This is a genomic window from Staphylococcus sp. GDB9P120P, from assembly GCF_017893435.1.
Lineage (GTDB): Bacteria > Bacillota > Bacilli > Staphylococcales > Staphylococcaceae > Staphylococcus > Staphylococcus cohnii.
This window is the reverse complement of record NZ_JAESNB010000008.1, coordinates 2292-18508: the sequence shown is the minus strand read 5'-3', so window position 1 is coordinate 18508 and position 16217 is coordinate 2292. Positions and strand designations below refer to the sequence as shown.

The following is a 16217-nucleotide window of genomic DNA, read 5'->3' as shown; positions in this document are numbered from 1 at the left end:
TTACAACACTTCTCATGTATATCAACTAAAAAGAGTGGCCAAAACATATAAACGTTAGAGCCACTCTCAGATTTTAAATTCTTTATATTTATATCTATTATTTTATTAACTTTCATTTCTAGCAGCTAATTTTTTATCTTCAGCTTTTGAAATGATAAGCGCACAAGCGGCATCACCTGTAATATTGACAGATGTTCGTGTCATATCTAATAATCTATCAATACCTAAAATAATACCAATTGCTGCTGGATCTAATCCAACGGCATTTAAAACCATTGCTAACATAATCAGTCCAACCCCAGGTACGCCAGCTGTACCAATAGATGCTACAACAGCGATGACCACAACAGTTATAATTTGCATAAATGAAAGCTCTACACCTGAGATTTGTGCAATAAATATTGTCGCAACACCTTGCATGATTGCCGTTCCATCCATGTTTATTGTTGCACCGAGAGGTTGTACGAAAGATGCTACTTCTGGTCTAACACCCATATTTTTTGTACATTTAAGTGATACTGGTAAGGTTGCAGTGGAACTCGAAGCACTAAAACCTAGTGTTATTGCAGGAAGAAACCCCTTAAAGAATTTTAGTGGACTTGATTTAGCCATAAATTTCACCGCTGAACCATATACAACGAAGAAATGGATAAATAGCGCTAGAAGCACTATAAAGAAATACATACCAAGTTGTTGGATAGCTCCAAATCCTGCCCCTGTAAATGCATGTGCAACAAGACCAAAAGTACCTATAGGCGCAAATACGCTCATGATCATCGTTACAATATACATTAAAACTTCGTTGGTTTGCTCAAATAACCGGTGTACCGCTTCAGCTTTCGAACCAACCATTATCAAACCAACCCCTATAAAAATGGCAAATGTAATAATTTGCAACATATTTTCTTCACTCATGGCTTGTAATGGATTTTTAGGAAAAAGATTGATCAGTGTTTGATCAAACGATTGCTTTGCAGCAGAACTTTGTGAATTATCTTCTTTATCTAATGTTTTTTGATAACTTGAAACATCTTCACTTTTTAATAAATCTGATTTCCCTTCACCCGGTTGTAAAACTAAAGCTAAAGTAATCCCAATAATAATAGCTATTGCAGTAGTAGTTAAAAAGAAACTAATCGTTTTCAACCCAATACCACCTAGTAATTTTGGATCACCCACACCTACTACACCTAACACAATTGAAACAAACACAACAGGCACCACTAACATGAAAATTAAATTAAGAAAAATTTGCCCAATAACATTGAAGACATATTTATCAACGTTGACTACAAAACTCGATTGCGCAAACATGTTAAGTATGGAGCCTATTGCTATACCGAGAATTAACGCTATAACAATTTTCAATGAAAGATTTTTAGTCTTCATAATAACATCCCCTTTATGTTTATTAGATATAGTATATAGTAATATTATACATTTTGAAACAAAAGTATATATAGAATTCAAAAAAACAGAACTGATATAATATCAGTTCTGTTATGTATAGATTTTTTTAATAGTATCATAATTCTTAAAATTTTTATTTATAAATTAAATGAGAATAGAGCTTAAAAGCTTTATTCTATCTAAAACAAACGGATTAATTTTGAATTTTATTATACTAAAACCAAATTGCTATCGCTATAAAAACTATAATAATAGGAATAATTCCTTTATTAAAACCGAAAATATTACTAAAGTAGAAACCTATCTCAACAGTAACAAAATATACAAGTATCATTTAAAGAATTACCAATATCTTATTATTTTTTAGTAACCACGCTTCATCATTCTTGTATCCCTTTAATTAAACTCTAGGATTATCGTTTAATAAATATTCTTTCTAAATATCATATATTATGTTATTGAAACACTCAACCATTTTTATTATTTTTCATCTTGTCGAAACAACTTTTATATATATTATATTTTATTTCTTAGAATAAGCATGCATTCACATAGCATTTGAGACTTTAATTTTCCTCGTTAGGATCACTTTCAGTTATGTTCCCAGTTTCTTGGTCAATATAAATTGCATCATGGGCGTGACTAGCATCGCCTTCTCCATAGTTCACTCTATATATACCATTATATTCATCAACAGAGTGGAACCAATAATCATCATCATATTTCTCAAATAAATAATCTTTGCCAATTTTTTCAGCCTTTGATTTACTTGTTATGATTTCATTAGAATCAGATTCATCAGAAGAATCAGTCCTTTCAATTTGTTCTACACTTTCTATACCCTCCACTTTGCTATTTTCATCTACAAATACTTTTACTGTAAAGTCATTATCAGCATTATCATCATACACGATTCCGCCTTCATCTGCTTTCATTGTTGGGTCACCATGTTGGTTTATAAATTGATAAACAGTTATATCATTACTTGGAACAATAAAGTATCTCTCAACTATATCATGATTGTAATGGACTGCTATGCTTCCGTACTGGCTTGCAGAAGTACCAGCGATTATTACACTATCATTAGGTTGACCAAATTTATTTTCTACTTCATCTTTATTCATTCCTATTCTTATAAAACCGTATCCTGATCTATTATCCTGATTCATAAATGTAGTATTAAATGTATCAGTTAAAACATCAATTGTCGGAGCTCCATCCACATCTTCATTATTTTGTGAATCATCCCCTTGTGTATCATTACCACTAATTGAGCTATTATTTGTTCCATTTGAACTAGTATCGTTTTCCCAAAACAGTTTGTAAGCACCAAATAATAGTCCAGCGAGTAACAACAAAAATACTATAATGGTTATTATTATCATAACTATTTTACCACCGTTCTTTTTTGGTGGTTGTGGTGTACCACTATTGTAACTAGAATTTAAGTTATTGTAGCTTACACTTTTACCACATTTATCGCAAAACTTTTGATTATCTTGCAATTTATTCCCACAATTATTACAATACTTCAAAAATACAGCCCCTAACTATTTTAATTTTACACTTATTTATATTATATCCTCAATTTACAAGTAGAACAATATAAATAAAAATATTTTCTCTAAAAATTTTAAATAATTTATCATTAAACTAAACCACAATAAACGTTATATAATTATTGCATTTTTATTAAAATATCCATTTTATTATTACAATGTAAAAAACTATAATTACTACATTTTAGTCACTAATATAAACTGATAAGTAAAAGTCTAATTTTCTTTAAATTTTTAAAAATTTTCATATTCTATTTTTTCTCGTATTCTTGTTTGCCTTTTGCCTTGCACAACTTTATATATAATATTTGTATTTAAATTATCTATATTAATTATTCCTAACTTTGAGATTGTTAATAGCCACCTTGTTTTCAATTATGATGTATACATTCAATCTTTCCTTACTTACGAAGGAACTTCTAATAACTAATTCATCTTCCATTTCAAACTTATTATAATACGTAGTAATTGCCCAAAAAGCACAAATTTATCTTCAATTACAAATACGTATTAAGGATGTTATTTATATGTAATTGCCCAAACTTTTAGTGTTTTTTCACTTTTTAATCCTACCATTTGTTGTTACGGTAACATCATCACAAATTATTTTATTTGTTTATTCATTTAAATTTTCATTTGGATAAAAATTCATTTATTGATTCCTTCTCAAGAATCCATTTACTTAATCTCATTGTTTCAAAGTGAAGTTTGTCACAACCAATGTCTTTATAATCAATTAATTTAAATCTTGTTTTTCACTTTTCACCTCCATATATCATACTTCTCTGAACAAATCTGCTTTATTTAATAACCATGTACTGTTTCGTCTACTGATTTCTCTTTATAGCATAGTAAGTTGCTAAATTCGTTTATATTAATTAGCTCTTATTTTGATATTATTTATGTGTAAAAGGTTGAAAACATCCTTACTAATGAAGCAGAATTTGTTTTACTTCAACCAGTTATTATCAAGATAGGATAGAAGATAGTATGGATAAACGCAATGCAAGGTATTTTGAAGATGAACATAAAAAAATGCTATGTAAAATAATATTTACATAACATCTAATATATTATATAAGATTATTCTGCATAGCATAAATAGCCGCTTGTGTGCGATCAGATACTTGCAATTTAGCAAATATGTGACTTACATGTGTTTTAACAGTTTTTTCTGAGACAAATAAAGTTTCCGCAATTTCTTTATTTGTTTTACCCTTTGCCATTTCTGTCAATACTTCAGATTCACGTTTAGATAGTTTGTTTGTATAGTGCGGTTTACTGCTTACAGATTCCATCACACTTTGGGCTTGTGGATGGATAACTTTTTCACCTGACAATACATTTTTAATTGTTTTAATCAACTTCTCAGGTTCAACATCTTTCATTTCATAACCATCGGCGCCTTTATCAATTGCCGAAATCACATGTTCATCATCTACATAACTGGTTAGCACTAATATTTTTACTTCGGGATATTTTCGCTTCATAATTTCAGTGATTTCTATACCATTCATATTGGGCATCACTAAATCTAATAATACAATATCGGGTAATTCATGCTCTTCCAAATAACTTAAAAATGATTTGCCATCTGAAAAGCCTTTAACAACCTCTATATCACCAACTGTTGATAATAGAAATTCTAAACCTTGTCTTACGATATGGTGATCATCTACCAAAATGATTCGATTCATCTTGACCTTCCTTTCGAAACTTTATAATGGTATTGAGATATGAATTTTTGTACCTTTGTTTGGTTCACCTTCAATTGTCAATTTACCATTTATCTGTTTAGTCCTTTGTTTCATATTATTCAAGCCATGCGAGTGATAAAGATTTGACTTATGTTTATCAAAACCTTTGCCAAAATCAGAGATTGTTACCAATAAATAATTGTCCGCTTGAACTAAATCTAATCGAACTTGAGTGGTTTCACTATGTTTTTTCGTATTATTCATTGCTTCTTGAACAATTCTATAAACATTTTCCTCGATTTGACTTGGAAGTTTAATTAAACCATCCACTTTAACAATTAACTCTAACTGTAGTAATTCACTATACTGTTTTAGTGCACTAACTAATCCTTGTTCTAAACCAACGGGTTTTAATTGCCAAATTAAAGCTCTCATTTCATTTACTGCTTGCTGGCTTGTATCTTCAATCACTTGGAATGCCTTACGAGAAACCTTTTCTTGTGTCATCCCTAATGCTGCGTGTGCTGTCAATTTAACAGAAAAAAGCATTTGGTTTACTGAATCATGTAAATCTCTAGCTAATCTATTACGTTCACTAATACGCGCAGCTTCTTTTTCTTGATCGGTTAAGAGAATCCTTTTTATTGCAGATCCGATTTGCAATGCAACAGATTCTAATAACTCTAAGTTTTCTGCACTATATCTACTTGTATAAGGTGTTGCAACATTGAGTAACCCAAATTGCTCTTCGCCAGACCTTAACGGTACAGTAGCATGGTGTGTAATACCGTCAGTTTCTTCATGATAAGCCCGATTGGCTAAATTAATTCTCGAACAATTTATAATATTTGAAGCCTTCGTTAACTTTTTATTTTGATATGCTTGAACACACCAACACGTACCCTTTCGCATATATTGACAATGATTATTTTCCAATGCTCCTGGTAAACCATTATATGATACGAGCTCATGTTGCCCCACATCATCAATGAAGAAAATCCAGCCCGTAGTAAATTCACTACCATCAATCAACGATTTTAATGCGCCTTGTAGCATACTAAATGTTTCTGTTTCTTCATTTAAAAATTCAGCAATTTCTTTTAATAATGCTAATCTTGTCGGTTTTTCCATTTAACCAGTCCATTCTTTAACAACACTATTTACATACATTATACAAGTTTGTAAAGCATTTAAAAATAGATAAATAATTCCTTTTTACTTGAATTAAAACAATGTAAAAAATTATTAAATCAATCTCTGGGTCTAATATTTTTAACAGCGTGTTTATGGTATGATAATAATTGATTAAAGAGGAGGATATTATGAAATTTCAAATCCCAGAAAATTATGATGAATTAACACTTAGAGAAATTTTCCAGCAATTACAATTACCAAAAAAAGATTTACACAATTTAAATATGTCAAAAGAGATTAAAATCAATGATATAAATGCAAAACTCACGTCACAAGTACATACAGGAGATCAAGTTTACATTCCAACACCAGAAGAAAAAAGTAATTATTTACCAAGTTATCGATATGCACAAATTTATTATGAAGACAATGATTTAGCAATTGTTATGAAGCCTAAAGGGGTTAAAACGCATCCTAATGATTTAAAAGAAAGTAATACATTAATGAATCATGTGATATATACAATCAATAGTGACTATGCAGAACCGATACATCGCTTAGATCAAGAAACTGTGGGCTTATTAATTGTTGCTAAAAATCCTTTAATGAAAAAAATCCTAGATCGTATGTTAGAAGAAAATAAAATAGACCGTATCTATAAAGCAAAGGTACATAGCTTGTTACCTATTAAACCACAAACCATTAATGCGCCTATTGGTAAAGATAAATTTCATTCGAACAAGCGCCGAGTATCTACTACAGGACAATCTGCTATTACACACATTTTGTCTTCGAATATGGTCAAAGAAAATGTATGTGAAGTCGATTTGAAATTAGACACGGGTCGAACACACCAAATACGTGTGCATTTAGCAGAAATTGGACATCCAGTTATTGGAGATCCACTATACGGTTATTCAACTTTAAGACAACTCCAATTGAATAGTTATAAAATTGAATTTATTCACCCATTAACACAAGAAAAAATATCAGTTAGTTTAGATAATGAAATTTAAAAGAGATAGGTTGAATTTTCAATTCTCTCTATAGCTTTTATCGCGCGAACAACATTGTAGTTAAAATGACTCAAAATAAATGCAAAAACGTCAATTTCTATTTCATTTTAATAGAAATTGACGTTTCGTCGTTAATCAAAGATATTGATATGCCTTAAGATTTTAAATTTATTTAGGTTCAACCATATCTTCCGGTTTAATCCACTCATTAAACTGTTCTTCAGTTAAATATCCAGATTGGATGGCAGATTCTTTTAATGTTAAACCTTCTCGATGGGCTTTTTTAGCTATGCTAGCAGCTTTTTCATACCCAATATGAGGATTTAATGCTGTTACTAACATTAGTGATTGATTTAAATAATTATCAATGTTTTCTTCAATTGGTTCAATGCCTACTGCACAATTATCGTTAAATGTTTGCATGCCATCCGCCAATAAATATATAGACTGCAATGTATTATGCAAAATCACAGGTTTATAGACATTTAATTCAAAATTCCCCTGTGAACTACCTATACCAACCACAGTGTCATTACCCATAACTTGAACTGCAACCATCGTCAACATTTCACATTGTGTTGGGTTGACTTTACCAGGCATAATAGATGAACCAGGTTCATTTTCTGGTATAGAAATTTCAGCAAGCCCAGCACGTGGTCCAGACGCTAACCATCTCACATCATTTGCAATTTTCATTAAGTCAGTAGCTAAAGCTTTGAGAGAACCATGTAATTGAACGACCTCATCATGCGCAGTTAATGCATGAAATTTATTTTCAGATGATACAAATGGATACCCAGTATTTTTTGAAATAAATTTAGCAACTTTATCACCAAATTCTGGATGAGCGTTAATACCGGTACCTACTGCAGTACCCCCGATTGCTAAATTTAAAATATGCGCTTTTGATTCACTAAGTAATGTTTCACATTTATCTAACATATAACGCCATCCGCTTATTTCTTGCCCTAAACGAATAGGTGTAGCATCTTGTAAATGAGTACGTCCGATTTTTATAATATCATTAAACTTTGCTTCTTTTTCTTTAAAAGTATCACGTAATGATTTTAATGCAGGTTCAAGTTTTACTTCAATTTCATTATATAGTGCAACATGCATCGCAGTAGGGAAAGTATCATTTGAACTTTGAGATTTATTCACATCATCATTTGGATGTATTGACTCATCGCTACCTTGTTCTTTGAGATACATATTCGCAACATAACTCACAACTTCGTTGACGTTCATATTGCTTTGTGTACCGCTTCCTGTTTGCCAAACGACTAATGGGAAGTGTTCATCCAATTCTTTGTTTAATATACGATCACATGCATGAACAATAGCATCTTTTTTTGCGTCACTTAGTTTTCCTAACTCATGATTGGCTAATGCTGCCCCTCTTTTTAATTGAGCAAATCCATAAACAACTTCAATTGGCATTTGTTCTTTTCCAACTGGAAAGTTACGTTTACTTCTTTCTGTTTGTGCACCCCAGTATTTATCTGCAGGTACTTCTATTTCACCAAATGTATCATGTTCAATTCTAACTGACATTTATAAATCTCCCCTTCAATATGTATTTAACTTTAGTATAGCATTAATTAATTTAACTGAGCAATCTCTTAATATAGCGTTTTCATTACATAAAAAATGTCTGATTAATAACAACGATTTACAAAGCTTAATTAATTAGTTGCTAGCATGAAAAAAACCAGAAACTAATTTTTAGTTCCTGGTTTATACATCTATTCATTATTCTTTTGTAATTGTTACATCGTTAAATTTCACCTTTGCTGCTTGTATAATACCTATTGCAGTTAAAACTAAAAGAATTGCGCCAATAATCATAGTCACAGGACTAACTGTGACAAGAAGCCCTAAAAACCCAGTTAAACTATTATAAAAACCTCCAAGCGGCTTAAATAACAATACTGTTATAACAATACAACATAATACACTAATAATGATCCCAGTTTGATTACTTTTTACAAATGTAGAAGCATTTACTTTATCTACCAGTCCATGTGACAAGTTGATTTGTAGTTGAATAATTTTAAATAAGATTGGCAGATATATTGCTCCAATGGCCATAGGAAAGCCTTTTATAGAAATTAAATTTACAATCACAGCACTTATCATGAGGTATTTCCAATAGTTACTTAACATATTAATGATAACTCCTTAATTCAAATAATGATTTAATAATAACATAATCAAATTTATGTTGGCATTGTTTTTTTATTATTCATATAACCATAAGCAAATAACTTGGCACATTGATTAAATAAATATAAAAAGAAGCGAGAAGGACATCAAATTTTTTAATATTTGATCATCACTTACTCGCTTCCAATTATTTATAAAAGAAATAATGATTTTGTTTGTAAGTAGTACTCATAGAATGTCATTTAGGCTTTGATAGATACTATTTAATCACTTATTAAATAAACGTAACACTTTAATTATCTAAATCAGAACGTACATTTGAATCATGTGATTTATCTAGTTTATCTTCATCATTTTCTTCAGAAATTTGTTCCATTTCTTTTCCCAATTCTACGATATCTTCAAAATCATCGACCATTTCATTTTTGGGTTCTGTTTCATGGTTAGAATACTGTTTATTAGCATTATCATTTGTCATTAGTTACACCTCACATTTTTAATTTTATGCGAAACGTGCAGTGAAATAGTGACGAACATCTTCAGGAAGGCCTTCTGCAGCAGCTTCATCCAAAATAACATTCACCATGCGGTGTGCTTTCAAATCAGATGGCTCAAATGAAGTTTTACCATTTTCTTCATATAATTTATGCACAACATCTTTTTTCTCAGAACCAGTAATCACTAAAATTACTTCTCTTGCAGAAAAGAGACCATGATTGATACTTACATTTAGTTTACCATTTGTATCTATTGACAGTATTTGTGTAATCAATTTACCTTTATTTTCTTTAGTTTTGATTTTATCACTTATAAATGATTCTGTATCTTGACCATATGAAACACTATATATTTGACTTTCTGGTACGCCTAACGCTTCAAAATAAGACTTATTGCTATCATAATCTAATATATTAATTTGACTAAAATCTACTGCATGATCATCTACATTTTTCTTTAATTCATCTAATACTGGTGCATTATCATTAGAAAGATGTATGCCTGCTATAGTAGTTGGATTATTGTTAAACTGTTTTCTTAAAATATCTGCAGCGTATTCTGCCACACTTTTTTCGTTTTCTAAAATTTTAAAGTTCATTGCCATAGTTATTACACTCCTCTTAATCTTTTAAGACGCGTTCTAGCATTATTTATAATAATACCCTTGAAGCTATCTTCATAAACTATATAATTTTAATAATCAACTAAATTTTCAAAAACTATTTTTAGCTTTATCTTCATTATACAAATGTCAAAGTCGTTTTTCATCGATTAATATATAATTTAATGTAAATTTGGAAAATTTTGTTGTCTCAACGCTTCATAAATAAGTAAAGATGCAGTATTTGATAAATTTAATGATCTTATATTATCATTCATTGGGATTCTTAATGCTGTATCTTTATATTTCTCCTTTACCCAATCAGGTAAGCCAGTAGTTTCTCTACCAAAAATAAAATAATGATTTTCATCTTCATCAGTAAAATCAAAATCAGAATAAGTTTTTTCACCAAACTTAGTTAATAAGTAATATTCACCTTCCGTACTTTCAAAAAACGATTCTATATTTTCATAATAACTAATATTTACAGAATCCCAATAATCTAATCCTGCTCTTTTCAACATCTTGTCATCTGTACTAAATCCTAATGGTTTTATTAGATGTAAATGTGTATATGTACCGGCACAGGTTCTAGCGATACTACCCGTATTTCCGGGTATCTGTGGTTGAAATAATACAATGTGGTTCGTCATGCTTTTTATTCTCTCCTCATATCTAGTCCTTTTAACATCTCATGTTGGACTTCCTCTAATTCACTGTCGTAGTGTGCTTCAATAAATGGTCTTGCTTGCTCGCCCTGAATTTGTCCAATTGCCCAATAAGCTGTAGCTCTAATCATAGGCCTTGGGTCATTTAATGCGACTTCTTGTAATTCGGGTATCGCAGTTTCCTCTTTAAAATGTGCTAACGCTAGAATTGCGTTTCTTTGAATTGGTTTTTTACCTCTCCAAGCACCTGCTAAATGACCGTAAGTATTTTTAAACTCTTTATTACTCATTTGTAATAATGGTACTAACCTTGGTTTTAATGTTTCTGGTTCTAACACAATATCATCATGCTGTGTATTAATACCACGATTTCTTGGACAAACTTGTTGACATGTATCACAGCCATAAAGTCGATTACCAATTTTATATCGATATTCATCTTGCATGTAACCTTTTGTCTGTGTTAAAAAACTAATACATTTTTGACTATTTAGTTGTCCATCACCAACTAAAGCTCCTGTTGGACAACGGTCAACACAAATTGTACAATCTCCACAACTATCAATGATTGGGTCATCAGGAGGAAAAGGAACACTAACTAACATTTCTCCTAAATAAGTCCAAGTACCGAGATCTGGATTTATGACAAATCCATTTCTACCTACATAACCTAATCCTGCGCGTTCTGCAACAGCTCGGTCTGACAACACACCCGTATCAACCATAGATTTAATTTCCACATCTGGGACTCTAGCCTCTAAATACTCAGCTAATTTATCTAAACGTTTTCTCATGATTGAATGATAATCTTGGCCCCAAGATGCCCTTGCAAACATACCTCTTCTGTCTCCACGCACGCTTCTAGGTGCACCTTTTAATTTATTGGGATAACCAACAGCAATAGCAATAATAGATCTTGCAGTAGGCAATGTTAACTTAGGTTCAGTACGCAAACCAATATCTGGTTCTTCAAATCCAGAGGCATATCCCTTTTCATGATAATCAACTAATTTTTGCTTTAATTCATCAAATGGATCAGCCGTGGTAAAACCAATACTATCAATACCAATTGAGTGAGCATAGTCTATGACATCTTGTTTCAATTGATCTACATTCATTTTTCACACCCCACCTTAAAAACATACATTCTATAGTTTAACATATTCATTATTAATAAGAGAATTCGATAATCCAATTTTCAATATTTATTAAAAAAACCAAGGTGCTATGAATGAATTACAATAATCCATTGCCAAACACCTTGGTTGATTTTATATTTATAAAACACGTGCTAAAAAGTTTCTAGTTCTATCATGTTGTGGTTGCTCAAAAATATTTTGTGGTGTACCTGATTCCACAATGACACCATCAGCCATAAACACAACTTTATCACTCACGTCTTTTGCAAAATTCATTTCGTGTGTTACAACTGCCATAGTCATACCTTCTTTGGCTAAATCTTTCATTACTTCTAAAACATCACCAACCACTTCAGGATCTAGTGCTGAGGTGGGCTCATCAAACAGAAGTACTTCTGGATTCATTGCTAAAGCTCTAGCAATAGCAACCCTTTGCTTTTGCCCACCCGATAATTGAGCAGGATATGCATTAGCCTTATCTTCTAATCCAACTTTTTTCAACAAATCCATTGCTTCCTTTTTCAAATCTCTTTGATTACCCTTTTTTAATAAACTAGGAGCCAATATGATATTGTCTATAACCTTCTTATGTGGAAATAAATTAAAATTTTGAAAAACCATACCCATCTGTTGTCTTAGTGTTTCTAATTTAGTTTTTTCATTTGTTAAACTATGATCTTTAAATATCACTTCACCACTTGAAGGGGTTTCAAGAAGGTTTATACAGCGTAAAAGTGTACTTTTACCACTACCTGAAGGACCTATTATAGCAACAACATCACCTTTATCCACCGTTAGATTTATCCCTTTTAAAACTTCATTTTTTCCAAAAGATTTATATAAATTTTTAATATTAATCACTAACTTTCAATCTCCCTTCGAAGAAATACATCACTCTTGATAAAGTAAATGTAAGTATAAAGTATAATATTGCAGCTACAATGAGCGGTGTAAATGGATCAAATGATGCTCCTTGTACAACTTGTGCATTGAACATTATTTCACTAACACCTATTACGGATACAATTGATGATTCTTTAATAACAGTAACAAACTCATTACCTAAAGCTGGTAATATGTTTTTTACAGCCTGTGGCAAAATAACTGATTTCATTGTTTGACCATATGTAAGTCCTAAACTTCTTGCAGCTTCAGTTTGTCCTTTATCAACTGCATTAATACCAGCTCTTATAATTTCAGCAATGTAAGCTGAACAGTTTATAACAAGTGCTATCATACCACATATCAAAGCTGAGATATCTAGACCTAAAACTGCTGTGGTACCAAAATAAACTAGAAATACTTGAACTAATAAAGGAGTGCCTCTTAAAAATTCAATATAAGCTGAAGAAATCCATCTCAATATTTTCACTTTACTTAATTTTAATAATGCAATAAATGCACCAAATACAGCACCTAAAACGACTCCAACTATAGAAATTAAAATCGTGTTTTTAATTCCTTTTAAGAAAAAGCTGCCATATTTCGTAAAGAAATTACCGTCATCTTTTTGCATTGCATCAGCAGCTGACGCTTTATAATCTTCCAGCAAATTTTTATTTTTAACATCTTTGATAGAGGTGTTTAATTTATCCATAAGCATGGGAGAATTTTTAGGTAAGGCAATTGCCGTTTCTTTTCTACCTTCATTAAACTTAACATCATTAGCAAAAGTTAAATCTTTATTTTGTTTTAAATATGCTTCTGCAACTGGCCCTTCAATTACCATTCCATTAACTTTTCCGCTTTTCAATGACATTATAACTTCAGGTACACGTGTTAAAGATTGAATTTGTGCATTATCGATTTCAGTTTGCGCAATTTTTTCTTGTTGTGTTTGCTTTTGTACACCTATTTTTTTATTCGCAAAATCTTCAATTGTTTTGAAACGATCTGCCTCAGACTTTTTAATAATCATTTTTTGATCGACTGTCATATAAGGGTTTGAAAAATCCACCTCTTTCAAACGTTCTGGTGTAGGTGTCATTCCAGAAATAATGATATCAATTTTACCAGTTTGTATCGCACCTAATAAACTATCAAACTGCATATTTACAATTTTTAATTTTAAATGATTATCTTTCGCAATCTTTTTTGCGATATCAATATCAATGCCTGCATACTTTGATTTACCATTAACATTATGTTCAAACTCATATGGTGCATAATCAGCTGATAAACCAACACGCAATTCACCACGCTCTTTAATTTTATGCCATTGATCTTTTTCACTAGCATTTACTTCTGGATTTATGTAAATAATTAAAGTACTTATAAGGAATGAAAAAACAGTAATCACTTTCAATATTTGTTTCATCTATTAATCCCCTTTCTATAATATTTATTATTATACATAATTACGCAAAAATATTCAATAAGAGATTTGTATATTTTTCTTAATTTTAAAAGTTCATGTTCGTATGATTACATAAAATGGTATATTTGATGTCGTCAACTGACAGCTATATTCTATATATATTAAAAAAACACCTCCATTTAATATGAAGGTGTTTTTTAGCTCGTCGTTCTGATTTCAAAATTTATATCAATTAATATGTATAATGACTGTTATAAACATGCATTATAATATTGAAAGATAGATAAAACGCTTAACTATTTATTATCTATGTGATTGTAAAACTTTGTTACTGCTTAGGAATTTCAAATTTATAAATATCATCTGTATATTTACGCATCATTTTTTTACAAATTTCATGCACAAAGAATGCTGATACAAATGGTATTATAAAATATCCAAATACTAATAAAATAATATTCATGGTCGGATCTCCATCCATTCGATTAAACGCATTGATAGGTCCAACCAAACCAGTATAACCAAAACCAGCAGACATTGGTGTACCTTTAATTCCAATAAAATAAGCTATTAAGCCACCAATCACGCCATTAATGATTAATGGTATTGCAATAATTAAATGTTTAAAATAAACAGGAATCATCATCTTAGCTGCACCAATAATCAATACTAAATTGACGCCAGCACCGTTAACTCTAATTGAACCAAATAAAAAAGTCACACAAGCTGCTACAATACCCATATTAGCTGCACCACTACCTAAACCAGATAAGCTAATTGCCGTTGCAATAGCAACTACAGATATAGGTGTAACCATCAACAAAGCATATGTGACACATATCAATATAGACATCATCAATGGATTTAACTCTGTAAATGCATTTACTACATGACCAATTCCTTTAGTGACATTTGATACATAACCTAACGTAAACAAACCTATAAATCCACTTATAACAGGAATAATAACAGGTAACAAAATCATTTCCAGTGACCCTAATTTATTTTGTAATAACAAATATAAAGAACAAGATATCATTACAACTAAAATAGTATTAATGATATCACCAATGCCATTAAGTAAAAATCCATCCGGTGTCATCTTAACAGCACCACTACCGATCATAGCAGAAACTCCTATCATCGTGGCACCAGCACCGCTAAATTTAAATTGATGCGCTGCTAAAACACCAATTATAAATGCCATAAATGATTGAATCAAAACGACTAACTGATAAATAGTTTCTAGTAATTGGTTGCCTTCTTTAAAAAACTTTAATAATTCACCTAACAATGCATTAGGTATTAATGCTATGACTACACCTGCTCCAACAGCTTGTAAAATATTACTAAAAAATGTTTTCCCTGTAACCTTGGCTGTGCTAGATTTTACCATTCTTGTATCCTCCAAATATAACATTAGACTTATAATATTATATTTTCGACTAAACTACAATATGAAGTTTAATATTAAAAACCAAGGTTTAAATATTTAACAGTATCTTATAATATATAACAGCTCACCGTTTGAATAAGAAATGATTTTTAATTGTCAGTTCACTTCTAACAAATTGACAACTTAAATTTTGCGAAAAAAGTTTAAATAACTAAAAAACTATCAATGTAATAAATGTACAACAAACTTTCCTATTATTTACAAAATCAGTAGAGTAAGTATGTATTGTTAAACTGATAATTAGATTATCAAGCAAAAATAAAATTTCTACACCCTTGCAGGCCAATAATTTTCACAATATTTTGTAGCTATTCAATGTTCAAAATATTTAAAGTCAATGGTATTTAATGAAATCCATAAAAAAAGAAACCCCATAATAATGAGGTTTCTGAGAAATACTAATTCGCTATTTATACCAGCGGTCGGGATCGAACCGACACTCCAAAAAGGAACGGGATTTTGAGTCCCGCGCGTCTGCCAATTCCGCCACGCTGGCTCAATGTTATAAACAAAAAACTTCCAATCAGGAAGTGATAATGGAGCGGAAGATAGGACT

14 protein-coding genes and 1 tRNA gene are annotated in these 16217 nt (G+C 30.8%); 1 reads left to right on the top strand and 14 read right to left on the bottom strand.

Annotated features, from left to right (window positions below):
* Positions 1-105: 105 nt before the first annotated feature.
* The 4 genes from KA856_RS05315 to KA856_RS05300 all read right to left on the bottom strand — a co-directional run bounded on the left by KA856_RS05315 (position 106) and on the right by KA856_RS05300 (position 5797).
* Positions 106-1389: a dicarboxylate/amino acid:cation symporter gene (locus KA856_RS05315; protein WP_107384713.1), complete on the bottom strand. Its 1284-nt coding sequence runs from the start codon at positions 1387-1389 to the stop codon at positions 106-108.
* Positions 1390-1976: 587 nt separating this feature from the next.
* Complete coding sequence (locus KA856_RS05310) at positions 1977-2945, bottom strand: zinc ribbon domain-containing protein (RefSeq protein WP_181187695.1); 969 nt, start codon at positions 2943-2945, stop codon at positions 1977-1979.
* A 1097-nt stretch (positions 2946-4042) separates the two neighbouring features.
* Positions 4043-4666 (bottom strand): response regulator, encoded by a 624-nt coding sequence (locus tag KA856_RS05305; RefSeq protein ID WP_181187694.1) that lies wholly within the window; start codon positions 4664-4666, stop codon positions 4043-4045.
* 21 nt (positions 4667-4687) lie between these two features.
* Complete coding sequence (locus KA856_RS05300) at positions 4688-5797, bottom strand: GAF domain-containing sensor histidine kinase (RefSeq protein WP_181187693.1); 1110 nt, start codon at positions 5795-5797, stop codon at positions 4688-4690.
* A gap of 191 nt (positions 5798-5988) precedes the next feature.
* Between KA856_RS05300 and KA856_RS05295 the strand changes: the two genes are divergently transcribed.
* Positions 5989-6816: an RluA family pseudouridine synthase gene (locus KA856_RS05295; protein ID WP_107384710.1), complete on the top strand. Its 828-nt coding sequence runs from the start codon at positions 5989-5991 to the stop codon at positions 6814-6816.
* Positions 6817-6984: 168 nt separating this feature from the next.
* Here KA856_RS05295 and fumC read toward each other — a convergent pair whose 3' ends face one another.
* The 10 genes from fumC to KA856_RS05245 form a co-directional block, all read right to left on the bottom strand.
* Positions 6985-8370: a class II fumarate hydratase gene (gene fumC / locus KA856_RS05290; protein WP_107384709.1), complete on the bottom strand. Its 1386-nt coding sequence runs from the start codon at positions 8368-8370 to the stop codon at positions 6985-6987.
* 198 nt (positions 8371-8568) lie between these two features.
* Positions 8569-8982, bottom strand: a complete 414-nt coding sequence (locus KA856_RS05285; protein ID WP_181187692.1) for a hypothetical protein — start codon at positions 8980-8982, stop codon at positions 8569-8571.
* A gap of 292 nt (positions 8983-9274) precedes the next feature.
* Positions 9275-9460, bottom strand: a complete 186-nt coding sequence (locus tag KA856_RS05280) for an SAS053 family DNA gyrase inhibitor (protein ID WP_107384707.1) — start codon at positions 9458-9460, stop codon at positions 9275-9277.
* Between the two features lie 24 nt (positions 9461-9484).
* Positions 9485-10084 carry a sugar phosphate isomerase family gene (locus tag KA856_RS05275; RefSeq protein WP_107384706.1) on the bottom strand — a complete coding sequence of 200 codons (600 nt, stop codon included), beginning with the start codon at positions 10082-10084 and terminating at the stop codon, positions 9485-9487.
* Positions 10085-10263: 179 nt separating this feature from the next.
* Positions 10264-10734 carry a tRNA (uridine(34)/cytosine(34)/5-carboxymethylaminomethyluridine(34)-2'-O)-methyltransferase TrmL gene (gene trmL, locus KA856_RS05270; RefSeq protein WP_107386552.1) on the bottom strand — a complete coding sequence of 157 codons (471 nt, stop codon included), beginning with the start codon at positions 10732-10734 and terminating at the stop codon, positions 10264-10266.
* A gap of 5 nt (positions 10735-10739) precedes the next feature.
* Complete coding sequence (gene queG, locus KA856_RS05265) at positions 10740-11867, bottom strand: tRNA epoxyqueuosine(34) reductase QueG (protein WP_107384704.1); 1128 nt, start codon at positions 11865-11867, stop codon at positions 10740-10742.
* 159 nt (positions 11868-12026) lie between these two features.
* The gene (locus KA856_RS05260) at positions 12027-12749 is read right to left on the bottom strand and encodes an amino acid ABC transporter ATP-binding protein (protein ID WP_064263717.1); all 723 of its coding nucleotides are present in this window, start codon (positions 12747-12749) and stop codon (positions 12027-12029) included.
* Positions 12742-14205, bottom strand: coding sequence for an ABC transporter substrate-binding protein/permease (locus KA856_RS05255; RefSeq protein WP_064263714.1), 1464 nt, complete (start codon positions 14203-14205; stop codon positions 12742-12744). The genes KA856_RS05260 and KA856_RS05255 overlap by 8 nt, the downstream gene beginning before the upstream one ends.
* A 328-nt stretch (positions 14206-14533) precedes the next feature.
* Positions 14534-15601 (bottom strand): PTS sugar transporter subunit IIC, encoded by a 1068-nt coding sequence (locus tag KA856_RS05250; RefSeq protein ID WP_107386693.1) that lies wholly within the window; start codon positions 15599-15601, stop codon positions 14534-14536.
* Positions 15602-16074: 473 nt separating this feature from the next.
* A tRNA-Leu gene (locus KA856_RS05245) sits at positions 16075-16157 on the bottom strand.
* Positions 16158-16217 lie beyond the last annotated feature (60 nt).